This is a genomic window from Chryseobacterium sp. WG14, assembly GCF_024586945.1.
Taxonomy (GTDB): Bacteria; Bacteroidota; Bacteroidia; order Flavobacteriales; family Weeksellaceae; genus Chryseobacterium.
The window spans coordinates 121,772-134,955 of record NZ_JALCZD010000011.1 but is presented as its reverse complement, the minus strand read 5'-3'; the positions used below and the strand labels follow the sequence as shown (position 1 = coordinate 134,955).

Annotated in this window: 19 protein-coding genes; 15 read left to right on the top strand and 4 right to left on the bottom strand. The window is 34.2% G+C overall.

The annotated features are described in order from the left end of the window. The first annotated feature begins 200 nt into the window (after positions 1-200). On the top strand, positions 201-755 hold the full coding sequence (gene msrA / locus MP478_RS17440) for a peptide-methionine (S)-S-oxide reductase MsrA (RefSeq protein WP_257201171.1): 555 nt from the start codon (positions 201-203) through the stop codon (positions 753-755). Positions 756-811: 56 nt separating this feature from the next. Here the strand turns inward: msrA and MP478_RS17435 are convergent, their stop codons facing one another. Beyond that, positions 812-1,651: a hypothetical protein gene (locus tag MP478_RS17435; protein ID WP_230032887.1), complete on the bottom strand. Its 840-nt coding sequence runs from the start codon at positions 1,649-1,651 to the stop codon at positions 812-814. A gap of 380 nt (positions 1,652-2,031) precedes the next feature. Here MP478_RS17435 and MP478_RS17430 point away from each other — a divergent pair, with 380 nt between their 5' ends. From MP478_RS17430 to MP478_RS17365, 14 genes are all read left to right on the top strand, one after another. Then, a complete protein-coding gene (locus MP478_RS17430) occupies positions 2,032-2,238 on the top strand; it encodes a hypothetical protein (protein ID WP_257201170.1) in 207 nt (68 codons plus the stop codon). Between the two features lie 68 nt (positions 2,239-2,306). After that, positions 2,307-3,968: a tetratricopeptide repeat-containing sensor histidine kinase gene (locus MP478_RS17425; RefSeq protein WP_257201169.1), complete on the top strand. Its 1,662-nt coding sequence runs from the start codon at positions 2,307-2,309 to the stop codon at positions 3,966-3,968. Further along, complete coding sequence (locus tag MP478_RS17420) at positions 3,961-4,623, top strand: response regulator (protein WP_257189564.1); 663 nt, start codon at positions 3,961-3,963, stop codon at positions 4,621-4,623. The genes MP478_RS17425 and MP478_RS17420 overlap by 8 nt, the downstream gene beginning before the upstream one ends. Positions 4,624-4,764: 141 nt before the next feature. Beyond that, the gene (locus MP478_RS17415) at positions 4,765-5,028 is read left to right on the top strand and encodes a hypothetical protein (protein WP_230032894.1); all 264 of its coding nucleotides are present in this window, start codon (positions 4,765-4,767) and stop codon (positions 5,026-5,028) included. Next, a complete protein-coding gene (gene yidD / locus MP478_RS17410) occupies positions 5,000-5,287 on the top strand; it encodes a membrane protein insertion efficiency factor YidD (RefSeq protein ID WP_257201168.1) in 288 nt (95 codons plus the stop codon). The genes MP478_RS17415 and yidD overlap by 29 nt, the downstream gene beginning before the upstream one ends. A gap of 5 nt (positions 5,288-5,292) precedes the next feature. Beyond that, positions 5,293-5,631, top strand: a complete 339-nt coding sequence (locus MP478_RS17405; protein ID WP_257201167.1) for a YegP family protein — start codon at positions 5,293-5,295, stop codon at positions 5,629-5,631. Positions 5,632-5,635: 4 nt separating this feature from the next. Beyond that, entirely contained in the window at positions 5,636-6,706 is a 1,071-nt protein-coding gene (locus MP478_RS17400; protein WP_257201166.1) for a type I restriction endonuclease, read from the top strand. A gap of 12 nt (positions 6,707-6,718) precedes the next feature. Beyond that, positions 6,719-7,237, top strand: coding sequence for an SH3 domain-containing protein (locus MP478_RS17395; protein ID WP_257201165.1), 519 nt, complete (start codon positions 6,719-6,721; stop codon positions 7,235-7,237). Positions 7,238-7,254: 17 nt separating this feature from the next. Further along, a complete protein-coding gene (locus tag MP478_RS17390; protein ID WP_257201164.1) occupies positions 7,255-7,881 on the top strand; it encodes a PH domain-containing protein in 627 nt (208 codons plus the stop codon). A 3-nt stretch (positions 7,882-7,884) separates the two neighbouring features. After that, positions 7,885-8,100: a TM2 domain-containing protein gene (locus tag MP478_RS17385; RefSeq protein WP_257201163.1), complete on the top strand. Its 216-nt coding sequence runs from the start codon at positions 7,885-7,887 to the stop codon at positions 8,098-8,100. 2 nt (positions 8,101-8,102) lie between these two features. Continuing rightward, complete coding sequence (locus MP478_RS17380) at positions 8,103-8,504, top strand: DUF6804 family protein (protein WP_257201162.1); 402 nt, start codon at positions 8,103-8,105, stop codon at positions 8,502-8,504. 5 nt (positions 8,505-8,509) lie between these two features. Next, the gene (locus MP478_RS17375) at positions 8,510-8,917 is read left to right on the top strand and encodes a hypothetical protein (RefSeq protein ID WP_230032909.1); all 408 of its coding nucleotides are present in this window, start codon (positions 8,510-8,512) and stop codon (positions 8,915-8,917) included. Positions 8,918-8,923: 6 nt separating this feature from the next. Further along, a complete protein-coding gene (locus MP478_RS17370) occupies positions 8,924-10,264 on the top strand; it encodes a beta-carotene 15,15'-monooxygenase (protein WP_257201161.1) in 1,341 nt (446 codons plus the stop codon). A 9-nt stretch (positions 10,265-10,273) separates the two neighbouring features. Next, positions 10,274-11,161: a hypothetical protein gene (locus tag MP478_RS17365; protein ID WP_257201160.1), complete on the top strand. Its 888-nt coding sequence runs from the start codon at positions 10,274-10,276 to the stop codon at positions 11,159-11,161. Between the two features lie 59 nt (positions 11,162-11,220). On the opposite strand, the gene MP478_RS17360 is transcribed toward MP478_RS17365, so the two are convergent. From MP478_RS17360 to MP478_RS17350, 3 genes are read right to left on the bottom strand one after another with little or no spacing between them, the layout of a single operon-like run. After that, a complete protein-coding gene (locus MP478_RS17360) occupies positions 11,221-11,670 on the bottom strand; it encodes a GNAT family N-acetyltransferase (protein ID WP_257201159.1) in 450 nt (149 codons plus the stop codon). Next, entirely contained in the window at positions 11,663-12,286 is a 624-nt protein-coding gene (gene yihA, locus MP478_RS17355) for a ribosome biogenesis GTP-binding protein YihA/YsxC (protein ID WP_230032918.1), read from the bottom strand. The genes MP478_RS17360 and yihA overlap by 8 nt, the downstream gene beginning before the upstream one ends. 58 nt (positions 12,287-12,344) lie before the next feature. Beyond that, complete coding sequence (locus MP478_RS17350) at positions 12,345-13,106, bottom strand: alpha/beta fold hydrolase (RefSeq protein ID WP_230032924.1); 762 nt, start codon at positions 13,104-13,106, stop codon at positions 12,345-12,347. Positions 13,107-13,184: the final 78 nt, after the last annotated feature.

Sequence of the window (13,184 nt, the reverse complement as noted above, 5' to 3'; positions counted from 1 at the left end):
TCACACATGATTGAGGTTTATTTTTTGTACTCGTTGGGGTCAATTAGATTTAAAATCATTTGCTATATCTATAGTTGTAATTTGAGTTTAAGACGTTAAATTACGCTCAAATGAAAAACTTTTTCATAATTTTGATTTGCTTTTTTAACGCCCTTCATGGGTAAAGAAAAGAATATTTAAATGACATAATTACGCTAACAATGGACAACAATAATTTAGAACAGATCATCTTTGGTGGCGGATGTTTCTGGTGTGTAGAAAGCTGCTTCAATATGCTAAAGGGTGTTGAGTCTGCTATTTCAGGATATTCCGGCGGACACAAGGAAAATCCCACTTATGAAGAAGTATGTACCGGAACAACTGATCATGCTGAAGTAGTACAGATTACTTACGACCCTGCCATTATCTCTTATGAGCAACTGATGGATGTTTTCTTTTTCCTTCACGACCCTACCCAGCTGAACCGTCAGGGGAATGATATCGGAACCCAGTACCGCTCAGTGATTTTCTATAAAGATGATGCTGAAAAGGCTAAAGCTGAAGAAGCGATCAAAATATCTCAGGGATCAGGAAGATGGCCAGGAACCTATGTTACTGAACTGGCCCCATTCGAGAAATTCTGGCCGGCAGAACAGTATCACCAGGGATATTATAACGTCAACCCTAATCAACCTTACTGCAGTGCTGTGGTAGGTCCTAAAATACAGAAATTTAAAAAGCATTTCGGAGAACTGGAAATGCTGAATATCGAGTAACCAAAACAGGGCGGAGAGAAATCTTCGCTTTTTTTTGTATAAAATATCTGTAAAAACTATTCCAATACCTCTATAGAATCTTTATGCTCACCTGCATATTTATAGATGATGAAAGGAGTAGATTTTCTCAACTCCCTTCCGTTATCGGGGTCTATACCATCCTCCGTAAAAAACTCAACCCCATTATTGTATTTGGAATACCATGTTTTCCCAAGTGCGTTGAATTCCGTCAGGGTATCCTTTCTGGTGATTTTTTTAAAATACTGGAATTTATGCTCATTCATTGCTACAATAGTAAGCCCCGGCCTGATATAGCTGCTGTCCGTTCCCATATATCTTTCTCCATCCCAATACATATATTTTTTCTCAATACCCGGTTTTACAGGAGCTAAAAATGAGAGCCCTGCCTTTTTGTTATTAGAAAAAACAACACTTCCCGTAACAAGACATAATAATAGGGCAATTTCCATAATTCCCAACCCATTCTGCTTGATATACTCAGGTATTTTAAAATGCTGTTCGTTGGTAATATTGATGACAAGCTTGGAAATTTGTTCCGATATAGATTCTTCATCTTCATCCACCTTAATCTTTATCGTGGTTTTATTAGCCTGTTCATCTTCTTTCGTGAAAGTCCGGGAGAAGTCTGCAAAATCTTTATACCCCAGGTACTGACTGAGCTTGTCAAGCTTAAAGGACTCAATATTTATTTTATCCTTAATTTCTGCCACATAGGCATCATAATACCTTACAAGAGTTTTATCTGCAATCGTAAAATAGAGTGTTTCCTCCAGGTGTACGCTTAAAAAAAGAGCTATTCCATTTTTCTTTTCCTTTCCGGAATCCTCTTCCCCCTGCCTGAATACCTCATGAATTAGTAGTTTTATTTTGGACATATATAGTTTTTATCAGTCTTTACAAAATAGATGATTTCCCATCATACCACATTACGGATTTCCGTAAGTCTATCCTGTCCATTTTCTGTCTATCGATGTCTATGTCTTGTCTAACACCTGCTTCACTTCTTGTCGCATCTTTGCTTCAGAAAATCAGTGATAAACAAAACATTACAAAAACAAATTTACAAAACTGATTTCAAAATCACCAGATAAAACGGAGGAAAACTCCGGGTTGGGAAGCAGATGTTTCTCCTCCGTTTTTGAAGGTTCACTTCCCAAAAAATTAAGAAGCGCTTCGAAATTTTAATGTGTACAGCCTGAGATCAAGATTTCTCAGGAGGAAGAAAAACAATTTCAACTTCAAAAATTTTAAGGAAATGATCCAGATTATACTAATGCTATTCGGTTTAGCATTCTCAAATAATAATGCACATACAGCAACATGTGATAATGACGCAACAGTAATAATGTCAATAACAGAAGACCCAATTACAGACGGAGGCGGAAACGGAAATGGTCACGGAAACGGAGGAAACACAGGAGGAAATACAGGACAAGTTCCACCCCCTTATAGCCAACCTTAATCATTATGAAAGAACAGATTGTACAATCTGTTCTTTTTCTTTACTTTGGATACTACAAAGTAATCTCCATGAAAAAACTCTTTACTATCTCCTTATCAATCCTATTACTCTCCTGTAATAGCAAAAAATCAGAAAAAGAAAGTATTACAGATGCTGAAGTTTATTATAAAATAGCTAAAAGTGACACAACTGGTAACCCATTCTATTACTTTAACATGGCTAAAAACTTGTATTTTGAGGCAAAAGACTCAACCGGAGTTGCTAGAGCATTGGTAAACATGGCAATATTACAAGAACAAAAAGGAGATTACTATGGAAGTATTGAAACCTCTCTTGAAGCCGATCGTTATTTAGAAAATAAAACAGACAATATAAGTTTGCGAACATCAGCTTCAAATTTTAATAACATGGCGATCTGTTCCTCTTATCTTTATGACTTTGATAACTGCATCAAATATTATAAAAAGGCTATTCAATATACCAATATTAAAGAAGATAAGTATATGTTTCAAAATAATCTCGGAGCAGCTTTGATCACTTTAAAAAAATATAAAGAAGCGATTAAAAACATACAGCTAGCGCTGCCAACGACAGACAGTCTAAAATACGCAATGGTCATCAATAACTTAGCAAGAGCAAAATATTATGATGATAAAAACTACAACCCTCTTTTTGAATTTAATAGAGCGCTGGAAATAAGGAAAAGAAATAATAGCAGCATAGATGAGAATTCAAGCTATGCTACATTAGCTAATTATTATTTTTATTCTGACAAAAAGAAAGCGTTGTACTATGCTCGGCAAATGCTGAATACTGCTAAAAAAAATAAGAGTTTCGAGGATCAGCTCCAGGCATTACAAAAAATAATAAATCTAACTCCTAATAATAATCTGGTCTATTTTGAAGAGTTCCAAAAATTAAATGATAGTGTACAAATTGCAAGAAATAAGGCAAAAAATCAATTTGCAACAATAAGGTACGATGTAGAAAAAAAGAATACAGAGAATCAAACATTAAAATTCCAGAAAGCAGAGAAAGAAGTTCAGCTCCTCTATCAAAATATTGGTATAGGTGCTCTGTCTTTATCCTTAATTGGTGGCTTATTTTGGTACAGAAGAAGGAAAAAAAGGCTTCAGCAGGAAAAGGAGCTTGAAGTAAAAAACACGCAACTGAAGATGTCTAAAAAGGTTCACGATGTGGTAGCCAACGGGCTTTACCACATGATGATTGATGTTCAGAATAACCCTAACATGGACAAAACAAGAATTCTTAACGATATTGAAAAAATGTATGAAGAATCCAGAGATATTTCTCATGAGAATATGGCAGAGAAAGATTTTGCATTACGCTTTATCAATATGATGACCTCCTATTCTTCTGATGTGCAGAAGGTTTTACCCGTAGGATACAAAGAGAGCACCTGGGAGAATATTTCATATAATACACAGCTTGAGGTTTACTATATTTTGAGGGAGATTCTTGTGAATATGAAAAAACACAGCCACGCAAAACTAGCTTCTGTAAAATTTGAGAAAGACAATCATTGCTTAAAAATAAGATATACAGATAACGGCATAGGAATCAATGATTTAAACCATCAAAAAGGAACGGGAATCCATAATACGGAAAACCGTATTGAAAGCATAGGAGGAGATATTATTTTTGAAAAAAATCCTACAGGTGGATTAATTGTTCGAATAACCATTCCAATACAACCAAAATATGTTTAAAAAAATCCTTATAGCCGAAGATCACGAAGTCAGGAATCTAGGAGTTGTAAATACACTTACAGAATTACAGATTCAGAATTTTGATTTTGTAAATTATTGTGATGATGCCTTACAAAAAATAAAAACAGCAGCTACAAACAATATTCCTTACGACTTGTTAATTACAGACTTATCTTTTGATAAAGATCATATAGAGCAAACGATCAATTCCGGTCAGAGGTTGATCGAAGAGGTAAAAAAAATTCAACCTAGTTTGAAGATTATTGCATTTTCGATAGAAAAGAAACCTAAAATCATTGATGATCTTTTTAAAATACAGAATATCAATGGTTTTGTAAGCAAGGGAAGAAATGACGGTAAAGATCTAAGAAATACAATTAAGAAGGTTTTTTCCGGTGAAACCGTTATTCCACAAGAGATTTTAAATTCTATCCGAAACACATCCTTTGGGTTTACAGAATATGATGTAACCCTTATTGAGCTTCTTTCTAAGGGGTGGAAACAAAGTGAAATTGAAATATATTTTAAAGAAAATAAAATAACCCCTGACAGCAGAAGTGCCATAGAAAAAAGGTTAAATGATCTCCGCTTTGAACTTGGAGCCAAAAACAATATTGAATTGATCGTTATATGCAAAGACATTGGCATTATATAACTTGTTATTTATTAAAAACTAAAAACCAACCTTTCAGCATTTCTGGAAGGTTTTTTTATGAAGTAATTTCAGTTTATGGTTTTCCGTAATGGATCAAGATGTAATGCTCATATTTTTGAAGTGTTAAAACAATAAACAATTATGGAATACAAAGTAATACCATTTGTTGCAACTGCCAATCAACAAAATATGAGTGCAAAAAATATTGCAGAGCAACTTGACAATTTAATAAAAATTCATACCAATAACGGCTGGGAATATGTAAGACTGGAAAGTGTATCTACCTATATACAACCTGTTGATGGCTGCTTTGGTCTTGGTCAGAAACCAGGCTATATGACTTCATATCAAATGGCTGTTTTTACAAAGGAAGAAAATGAAAAGCCTGCTAATTCTTCTTATTAAAATGTATTGGATGGTAATTCCTCCAGCAAAAAGAAGGAAATGCATTTTCAGAACCAGCTGTTCCAAATACGTCTACGAAAGAACAATTAATGATGGATTTATTTCAGGTTTAAAAGCGTTCAAATATCGTTTTAAAAACTGCAGATCTGGTGCTTACATCATAGAAAATCTTTCTGGAGAAATTCAAATCATTTTACCTAATCAACAAGTTCTTAATGAAACGGAAGTTTCAGAAAGATTCATTAAAAATAAAAAATAGTAATCATGGGAAAATTTGTAATCACACAAAGAGTCAACAACGAGTATCAATTCAATCTGAAAGCCGGAAACGGAGAAATTATTTTAACCAGCGAAGGATATGTCCAGAAGGCGTCATGCCAAAAAGGAATAGAATCTGTAAAAGTCAATTCACAGGAAGATTCAAGATATGACAGACGCGAAGCTGTAAATAACAAAGATTATTTTGTTCTTAAAGCCAGAAATGGAGAAATTATTGGTAAAAGCCAGTTGTATAGTACAAAATCTGGTATGGAAAACGGAATTACTTCTGTAAAAAATAATGCAGCTAACGCAGAAATCATTGATGAAACTTTAAAAAATTAAAACCATGGATCTTAAAATAAAACTGGAACAGTTACATCAAAAAGTAACAGGCCTAAAGGAGCAAATTGGTACTGAAGAAGCTACAAAAAATGCCTTTGTGATGCCTTTCATACAGATCCTGGGTTATGATATTTTCAATCCTACTGAAGTTGTCCCCGAACATGTTTGTGATATCGGAACAAAGAAAGGAGAAAAGGTAGATTATGTAATCAAAAATAATGATGAACCCATTTTCATTATTGAATGTAAACATTGGAAAGAAAGTGCTGATGCCCATAATTCTCAGCTCCATAGGTATTATCACGTTTCGAAAACTAGATTTGGAGTTTTAACCAATGGAATAGTTTACAACTTTTATACAGATTTGGAGAAGCCCAATATCATGGATGAAAAACCGTTTTTCACTATTAATATTGAAGACCTAAAAGACAGTTCCATTAAAATTCTGGAAAGCTTCACAAAGAAAGATTATAATCTGGAAAGCATTCTCGATTCTGCAGAAGCATTAAAATACATCAAAGCCATCAGAAAAGAATTCGAAAAAGAGATCGAAAATCCGTCTGATGAAATGGTAAAGCTTTTAGTGAACCGTTTTTTTGAAAAGCCTTTAACAGCAAATAGAATGGTTTCTTTCAAAGAATATGCTAAAAAAGCTTTAACGACTTCTATTAATGAATCCATCAGTTTCCGGTTAAAATCCGCATTGAGCATTAATGAGCAAATAGAAAAAAGAGAAGATGATATAAAAACATCACAGCCTATCGATGAGAATAATGATTCTAAAATTGTCACCACAGAAGAAGAGCTGGAAGGATTTCAAATTGTAAAAGCCATTCTGAGAGAGAAAATTCCGTCTTCGAGAATTGCTTACAGAGACACTTTATCCTACTTCGGGATTCTGTTGGATGATAACAACAGAAAGCCACTTTGCAGATTACATTTTAATACAACGAATAAATATTTAGAAACTTTTCACAACGGAAAGGAGGCGGGAGAAAAGGTTCTATTAAATACTCTTGATGAAATCTACAATTATAGGAGCCAACTTCATCAGACATTAGAAAATTATTCCTAAAAAATGATACCCATGAAAAAATTAATCCCATTCATCGTACTTTCTTTCAGCTTATTTCTTTTAAATGCTTGCTTTAAAGCCAATGACAACATAGGACACTTTGGAAGATGTACGGGTTCGGCCTATTGCACCGCCTGTTCAAATTGTTCAGGGTGCGGGCACTGCAACAGTGGTGGAACTTGTGGTGTCTGTCGTGGCGAATCTTCTGGAAGAAACTCATCTTCAGGCAGCTCCACTAAAAGTAAATATAAAAAACACAAATCTTCAGATTCTTATAAATCCTCAAAAATTGAATCTGGTAAGCCGCCAAAAGTATTTATTGATAAGGTTAATATTAGCTCCAGCAACAGATATATGGCGGGAATTGAAGCGATAAATATTTACGAAAGACCATCATTTAAATCTAAAGTAATAACAACCGTTCCCAAAAACACCCAATTGATTCAGCTTGCAAAAGAAGGCTCTTGGTACAGGGTGCAGGTAAAATCAAGTAAAAAAAAAGGGTACATCTTCAATAAAAACATACAATAATCAAAAAACAAAATAATATGAACTTAAAGAAATTCTTAAATGAAGAGCAGGATCCTCAAGCTGTTGAAAAGCTTTTAGGAAGAATCAACAGCCTTCTCACCTTACAGGAAGCTGTAGAATATATAGCTGTTCAAAAGAAACCTGTTATCAATTTATCTCCTGATTGTATTGCCTTAACTAACAGAAGAATTATTTTCTGCAGGCCAAAAACCTTCGGCTTATCAATGGATTTTCAGGATTACAGCTGGGTAGATGTAGCGGATTGCCACATCAAAGAAGGAATTGTTGGTTCTACATTTATCATGAGAACAACAACAAACTATACCAATACGATGGATTATCTTCCAAAAAATCAAGCCAGAAAACTGTATCAGTTTGCACAGGAAGTGGAAGAAAGAATGCGCGGTTTACGAAGAGAAAAAAATCTTGAAACTTTGAGAGCTTCTGCAGGAGGCGTAACCGTAAACAATGCCACTCCTATTATCACACCATCTCCACAATTTCAGCAGGAAAAAAAGACATTGCTGATAGAGAATGAAGATCCTTTTGCCTTATTGCAGAAATTAAAAGATTTAAAGGAGAACGGAATAATTTCTCCTGAAGAGTTTGAAATAAAAAAGAACGAAATTTTAGCAAGAGTTTAAATTATGAAATCAAAATCGACCACCGCTTTACTTGCATTTTTCCTGGGAGGATTAGGCATTCACAGATTTTACTTAGGCCAAACTGTTATGGGATTACTTTATCTGGTATTTTGCTGGACTTTCATTCCCGCATTAATTGCATTTTTCGATTTCTTCATTTTTATTTTTATGTCTGAAAACCGGTTTAATTCTAAATATAATATCAAAACAGGATTTTAAATATGAAACCATTTCTCACCTTCTGTGCGCTTTGTTGTTTCATCGGTATTTTCAGACTTCCTATAGAATATTATACTTTCCTCAGAATTCTTGTTTCCATCGGAGCTTTACTGGTTTTATACAATACTTTAAGCCTTAAGCAGCATTATTTCAGTATAATTTTTCTTGTCATTCTCATCCTTTTCAATCCTGTGTTTCCGATTTATCTGTATCGGAAAAACATTTGGATACCGCTTGATGTTATAACGGGAATTTTATTTTTATTGATCAATTTCGTAAAAAAAGCAGAACACACAGAGGAAGAAGTAGCTACCGAAGAAATCTCAGAACAATCGGCGCCAATACATCAAAGAACTGTTTCAAGAGACAGAATCATTAATCCTAAAAAAATAAAAGAAGAATAACCATCATGGAAAACAATCAAATAACGGAAAACCTCAAAGCTCACTTCTTAAGATTATATCAAATGGCCATCTGTGATGATGATTTCAGTGCTTTAGAATTAAAAATGCTATACAAATGCGCGGAAGAAAGAGGAATTTCATCAAAAAATCTGGACGAAATCCTTTTAAACCCGATCAATTTAAAATCATTAATTCCGAAAACTATTGAAGAAAAAGTAGATTATCTGTATGATCTCACAGTAATGATATGGGCGGACGGAAGTGTTTCTCCGAACGAATATTCTGCAATGCAAAAGTATGTTCTGATGTTTGGTTTTTTGGAAGAAAACGTAACGGCAATTGTAGATTATCTCATTGAAGCCGTAAAAATCGGAAAGAATAAAAGTGAAATTTTATATGAATTAAAAAACTAACTCATCATGGATACCATCAGTATAAAAAATTTATTTAAATTAAAGTCTGTTCCCATAGAGCCTAAGGAGGAACCGTTTTCTAAAAACGAAGCCGCTCTGAACGAAGAATCTTCCGAAGAAAGCAGGAAAAGAACCTATCATGAATCCGGGTACAGAGACAGTTCGCGGACCAGCGGAAACCACTCTACTCTATCCATCTGTCTTGACGCCGTTTACTCAAAATTTCAGAATGAGGAAAAAGAAATGGTTGAAAAACAACAAAAACTGAAAGAATCTTATGTCAACGAACAAAAAAACAGAGAAACAGAAATCAAGGCGTTAAGCGTATCACAAGAAACAAAAGAGGAACAGCTGAAAACAAAAAACATAGACATTGAAAATCATCAGCACACCATTGAAGCCTTAAAGTCAGAAATCCTTGATCTTCCGAGAAATCCCGAAAAATACAATGTAAAAGCAACAAGAGGTGCCTCCACAAAGTTTTGGATCGGAGCAATTCTTCTGTTTCCTATTAGTTTGTATTTGTTCACGTTTTATATTTCAACTTCCTATTCCGCTTTTTTTAAAAATTTTGATGCCAAAAGTACCGTAATCCAAAGTGTTTTGGATGCACAGGCTTTCAGCAAAGCATGGAATGAAGGAGTTATTGAAGGAGCATTTGTTACATTAATTCCGTTTGTATTTTTGGGATTAGGTTTTTTGGTTCATATGTTCGGTGAAAATAAAACAACGGCCAATTACATCAAATTGGGATTATTATTCATTGTTACTTTTGTTTTCGACTCCATTTTAGCCTATGAAATTGAATCAAAATTATATGAATTAAATAAAACTTTTAATTCTCCACCTTTCGATCTTACTATAGCTTTTACCAAAATTCAGTTTTGGGGGATCATTTTCGCAGGATTCATTGTATATATTATCTGGGGAGTCGTTTTCGATTTTGTAATGAAAGAACACCGTGAAAAAGACAAGATCAAAAACGAACAGGAAATCAGACAGAAAAAAGTTGAATTCTTTCAGGAAAAGATCAGTGCTTTGAAGAAGGAAATTGAAGAAATTCTTGCCAACATCGGAAGTATAAAAGAATCTGTTATCAAAACACGGGGTAGAATTGAAGAATTACAGAATATCATTGACGGAGTCATTATTCCAACTAAAGACTACAAACTGTATGCTTCAGAGTATGTTCAAGGCTGGATAACTTTTATTGGTGAAAAAATCGCAGTATCAAGAACGGAGAAACAAATAATGATTGATGACTGCATTGCAGCTTACAATACCAATCTGGAAACTGTGGGTGCTAATTCCGACAATCAAAATTTAGTTTATTTATCATCTTTATAATCGTAAAATATGAAAAAAATATTCTATTTATTAATGATTATTTCTTTGGTTTCCTGCTGTAAAGAGAAAAAAATTGGGACAAATGAAGAAAAGAAGAATTCAATTATTGTTGATTCAAACAATATCAATGTCAGTATATTAATTGATTTGTCAGATAGAATTGATCCTGAAACAAATCCGAACCCTACAATGGAATATTACCAACGCGACACGGAATATATTAAAGCTATTGAAAGGGGATTTTTAAATCATATTAAATCAAAAAAAATAATTACTTATGATGATCAGATGCAGGTTTTCTTTAACCCGGAACCTTCTGACCCGAAAATGAATGACTTCACAAAAGACTTAAAAGTTTCTTTCAACAGGGATATTCCAAGAAGTTATTTTGATTCCGTAGAGAAAAAGTATGCAGAACTACCCTTAAACATTTATCAGTCGGCTATAAAAGACAAATCATTTGTAGGTTCTGATATTTGGGAGTTTTTCAAAAACAAGATCAGCGATTACTGCATCAAAGATGATCACAGAAACATTCTGTTTATACTGACTGACGGATATATGTATCATGATGATTCTAAATTTTCGGAAAAGTCAAAAACCTCTTATTTAACACCTAACTTAATAAGGTCACAGAAGCTTACTGCTTCTGATTACAAAACTGTCATTGAGAAAAATGAGTATGGCTTTGTAAAAGCAAATGATAATCTTAAAAACTTAGAAGTAATTGTTCTCGGCATCAATCCGAAGAAAGGCAATCCATTTGAAGAAGGTGTGATTAAAGAATACTGGGAAAATTGGTTTAAAGAAATGAAAATCAAAAAATACCAGATCAAATCTGCCGACCTTCCGTCCAATCTTGAACCCATTATCTTAAAGGCTATTTCAGGAAATTAAAAACAGGCCTATATAGTTAATTATCTAAAAAAGCGAAGAATAAATTTCTCCGCTTTTATTTATTTTCTAATCATTTCCGTGTGCGGAATATCATCTTCAAGATATTTTTTGCCCGTATCCACAAACCCGAATTCAGAATAAAATCTCAGCAGGTAATCCTGAGCTGAAATTTTAATTTCAGAGGTATGAAAACGGTTTTCTATGGTTTCTACAGCATATTTTATCAGCAGTTTCCCCAGGCTCTTTCCTCTGGCCTGTTCTGTGGTTAAAACCCGTCCAAATGAAGTCTCATCATACTTGATCCCTTTATCAAAAACACGGCAGTATGCAAGAACCCGGCCTTCTTCTTCGGCCCAGATATGTACTGCTTTCTGATCATAATTATCCAGATCAGGATAAGGGCAGTTCTGCTCAATAACAAAAACATCGATGCGTGCTTTTAATACTGAATACAACTCAGGAACCGTAAACTCTTCAAAAGTTTTAATTTTCCAGATTATATTACTCATCGAAACTTACATGATTATTTATTAAAAATTCATTCGTTTTTTGGATGAAATTCAGAATCTCATCGCAGCCTGATTTCTTTTCCGCAGAAGTCACATAAAGTTCCGGTAAATCTGCCCATGTTTTATACAGCTCATTTTTATAGTTCTCTACATTCTGAATGGCTACATTAGGTTTCAGCTTATCAACCTTTGTAAAAACAATAGAAAACGGAACTCCGCTCTCTCCGCACCATTGGATGAATTCCAAATCAATCTTTTGAGGGCTGTGTCTGGAGTCCACCAATACAAAAAGATTAACAAGGTTTCTTCTGTTTAAAATATAATTGGTAATCAGCTTTTCAAAATCTTTTCGCAGAGATTTTGAAACTTTAGCATAACCATACCCCGGTAAATCCGTAAGATACCAGTTTTCATTCACAAGAAAATGATTGATAAGCTGGGTTTTTCCCGGAGTCTGTGAAGTTTTAGCCAGATCTTTATGATTCATCATGGCATTGATCAATGAGGATTTTCCTACATTAGATCTTCCGATAAAAGCATATTCCGGAATATTCGGTTCAGGGCATTCCTGCCATTTTCCACTACTCTTTACAAAATCTGCTGTCTTAATAATCATTTTGAATATATTTTAGAAAAATAAACCATTAAGAAGTTCTTAATGGTTATTTATGTATTTAAACTTTATCTTTTACCCAGCTATAGAGAATTTCGTTGAATTCATCTGGCTTTTCCATCATGGCAGCGTGCCCACACTGATCTATCCAAAATAAATCTGAATTTGGGATAAACTTGTGCATGTCTTCGGCTACTTCCGGAGGAGTTACGTTATCCTGTTTTCCCCAGATCAGACAGGTAGGTGTCACTATCTTGGGAAGATCATTCAACATATTGTGTTTAATAGCACTTCTGGCCAGCATGACGGTTTTTATTCCCTTCATTCTGTCATTAACTACCCCGAATACCTCGTCTACAAGATCTTCAGTGGCAATTTTAGGATCATAAAAAACTTCTTCCGTTTTCTTTCTGATATAAGAACGGTCATTTTTTCTGGGAAAACTATCCCCGAATGTCCTTTCATACAATCCTGAACTTCCTGTCAGAACAAGATTTTTCACCAGATCCGGTCTTGCCAATGTTAAAATAAGCCCTACATGACCTCCCATTGAGTTTCCTACAATAGTTACCGGTCCCGAAATATGGCTTTCTATAAACTTGATAATATATTTTGCTATGGTGGTAAGATTCGTATTGAGTACCGGCAGATCGTAGATAGGCAATTGAGGCACGTACACCTTAAAACCCCTGTCCGAAAAAAAATCTACCATTTTATCGAAATTACTCAAACCACCCATTAATCCGTGCAACAGCACCAATGGATGTCCTTCTCCCGCCTCTACATAGGAATATTTCTTTTCTTTTTTTGTACTAAATATCATAAAACGCTTTAATGAAGCTTTGCAAAAATACAAATTAAACCTCAAAAATATTTTGATTATCCTAATTTAAGATAAAAA

Coding starts and splice junctions, on each gene's coding strand:
- MP478_RS17430 (WP_257201170.1), top strand. CDS start 2,032: ATGATCCAGATTATACTAATGCTATTCGGTTTAGCATTCTCAAATAAT.
- MP478_RS17350 (WP_230032924.1), bottom strand. CDS start 13,106: ATGATATTTAGTACAAAAAAAGAAAAGAAATATTCCTATGTAGAGGCG.
- MP478_RS17360 (WP_257201159.1), bottom strand. CDS start 11,670: ATGAGTAATATAATCTGGAAAATTAAAACTTTTGAAGAGTTTACGGTT.
- MP478_RS17390 (WP_257201164.1), top strand. CDS start 7,255: ATGAACTTAAAGAAATTCTTAAATGAAGAGCAGGATCCTCAAGCTGTT.
- msrA (WP_257201171.1), top strand. CDS start 201: ATGGACAACAATAATTTAGAACAGATCATCTTTGGTGGCGGATGTTTC.
- MP478_RS17415 (WP_230032894.1), top strand. CDS start 4,765: ATGGAATACAAAGTAATACCATTTGTTGCAACTGCCAATCAACAAAAT.
- MP478_RS17370 (WP_257201161.1), top strand. CDS start 8,924: ATGGATACCATCAGTATAAAAAATTTATTTAAATTAAAGTCTGTTCCC.
- MP478_RS17425 (WP_257201169.1), top strand. CDS start 2,307: ATGAAAAAACTCTTTACTATCTCCTTATCAATCCTATTACTCTCCTGT.
- MP478_RS17385 (WP_257201163.1), top strand. CDS start 7,885: ATGAAATCAAAATCGACCACCGCTTTACTTGCATTTTTCCTGGGAGGA.
- MP478_RS17420 (WP_257189564.1), top strand. CDS start 3,961: ATGTTTAAAAAAATCCTTATAGCCGAAGATCACGAAGTCAGGAATCTA.
- MP478_RS17405 (WP_257201167.1), top strand. CDS start 5,293: ATGGGAAAATTTGTAATCACACAAAGAGTCAACAACGAGTATCAATTC.
- MP478_RS17380 (WP_257201162.1), top strand. CDS start 8,103: ATGAAACCATTTCTCACCTTCTGTGCGCTTTGTTGTTTCATCGGTATT.
- yidD (WP_257201168.1), top strand. CDS start 5,000: ATGAAAAGCCTGCTAATTCTTCTTATTAAAATGTATTGGATGGTAATT.
- MP478_RS17435 (WP_230032887.1), bottom strand. CDS start 1,651: ATGTCCAAAATAAAACTACTAATTCATGAGGTATTCAGGCAGGGGGAA.
- MP478_RS17395 (WP_257201165.1), top strand. CDS start 6,719: ATGAAAAAATTAATCCCATTCATCGTACTTTCTTTCAGCTTATTTCTT.
- MP478_RS17375 (WP_230032909.1), top strand. CDS start 8,510: ATGGAAAACAATCAAATAACGGAAAACCTCAAAGCTCACTTCTTAAGA.
- MP478_RS17365 (WP_257201160.1), top strand. CDS start 10,274: ATGAAAAAAATATTCTATTTATTAATGATTATTTCTTTGGTTTCCTGC.
- MP478_RS17400 (WP_257201166.1), top strand. CDS start 5,636: ATGGATCTTAAAATAAAACTGGAACAGTTACATCAAAAAGTAACAGGC.
- yihA (WP_230032918.1), bottom strand. CDS start 12,286: ATGATTATTAAGACAGCAGATTTTGTAAAGAGTAGTGGAAAATGGCAG.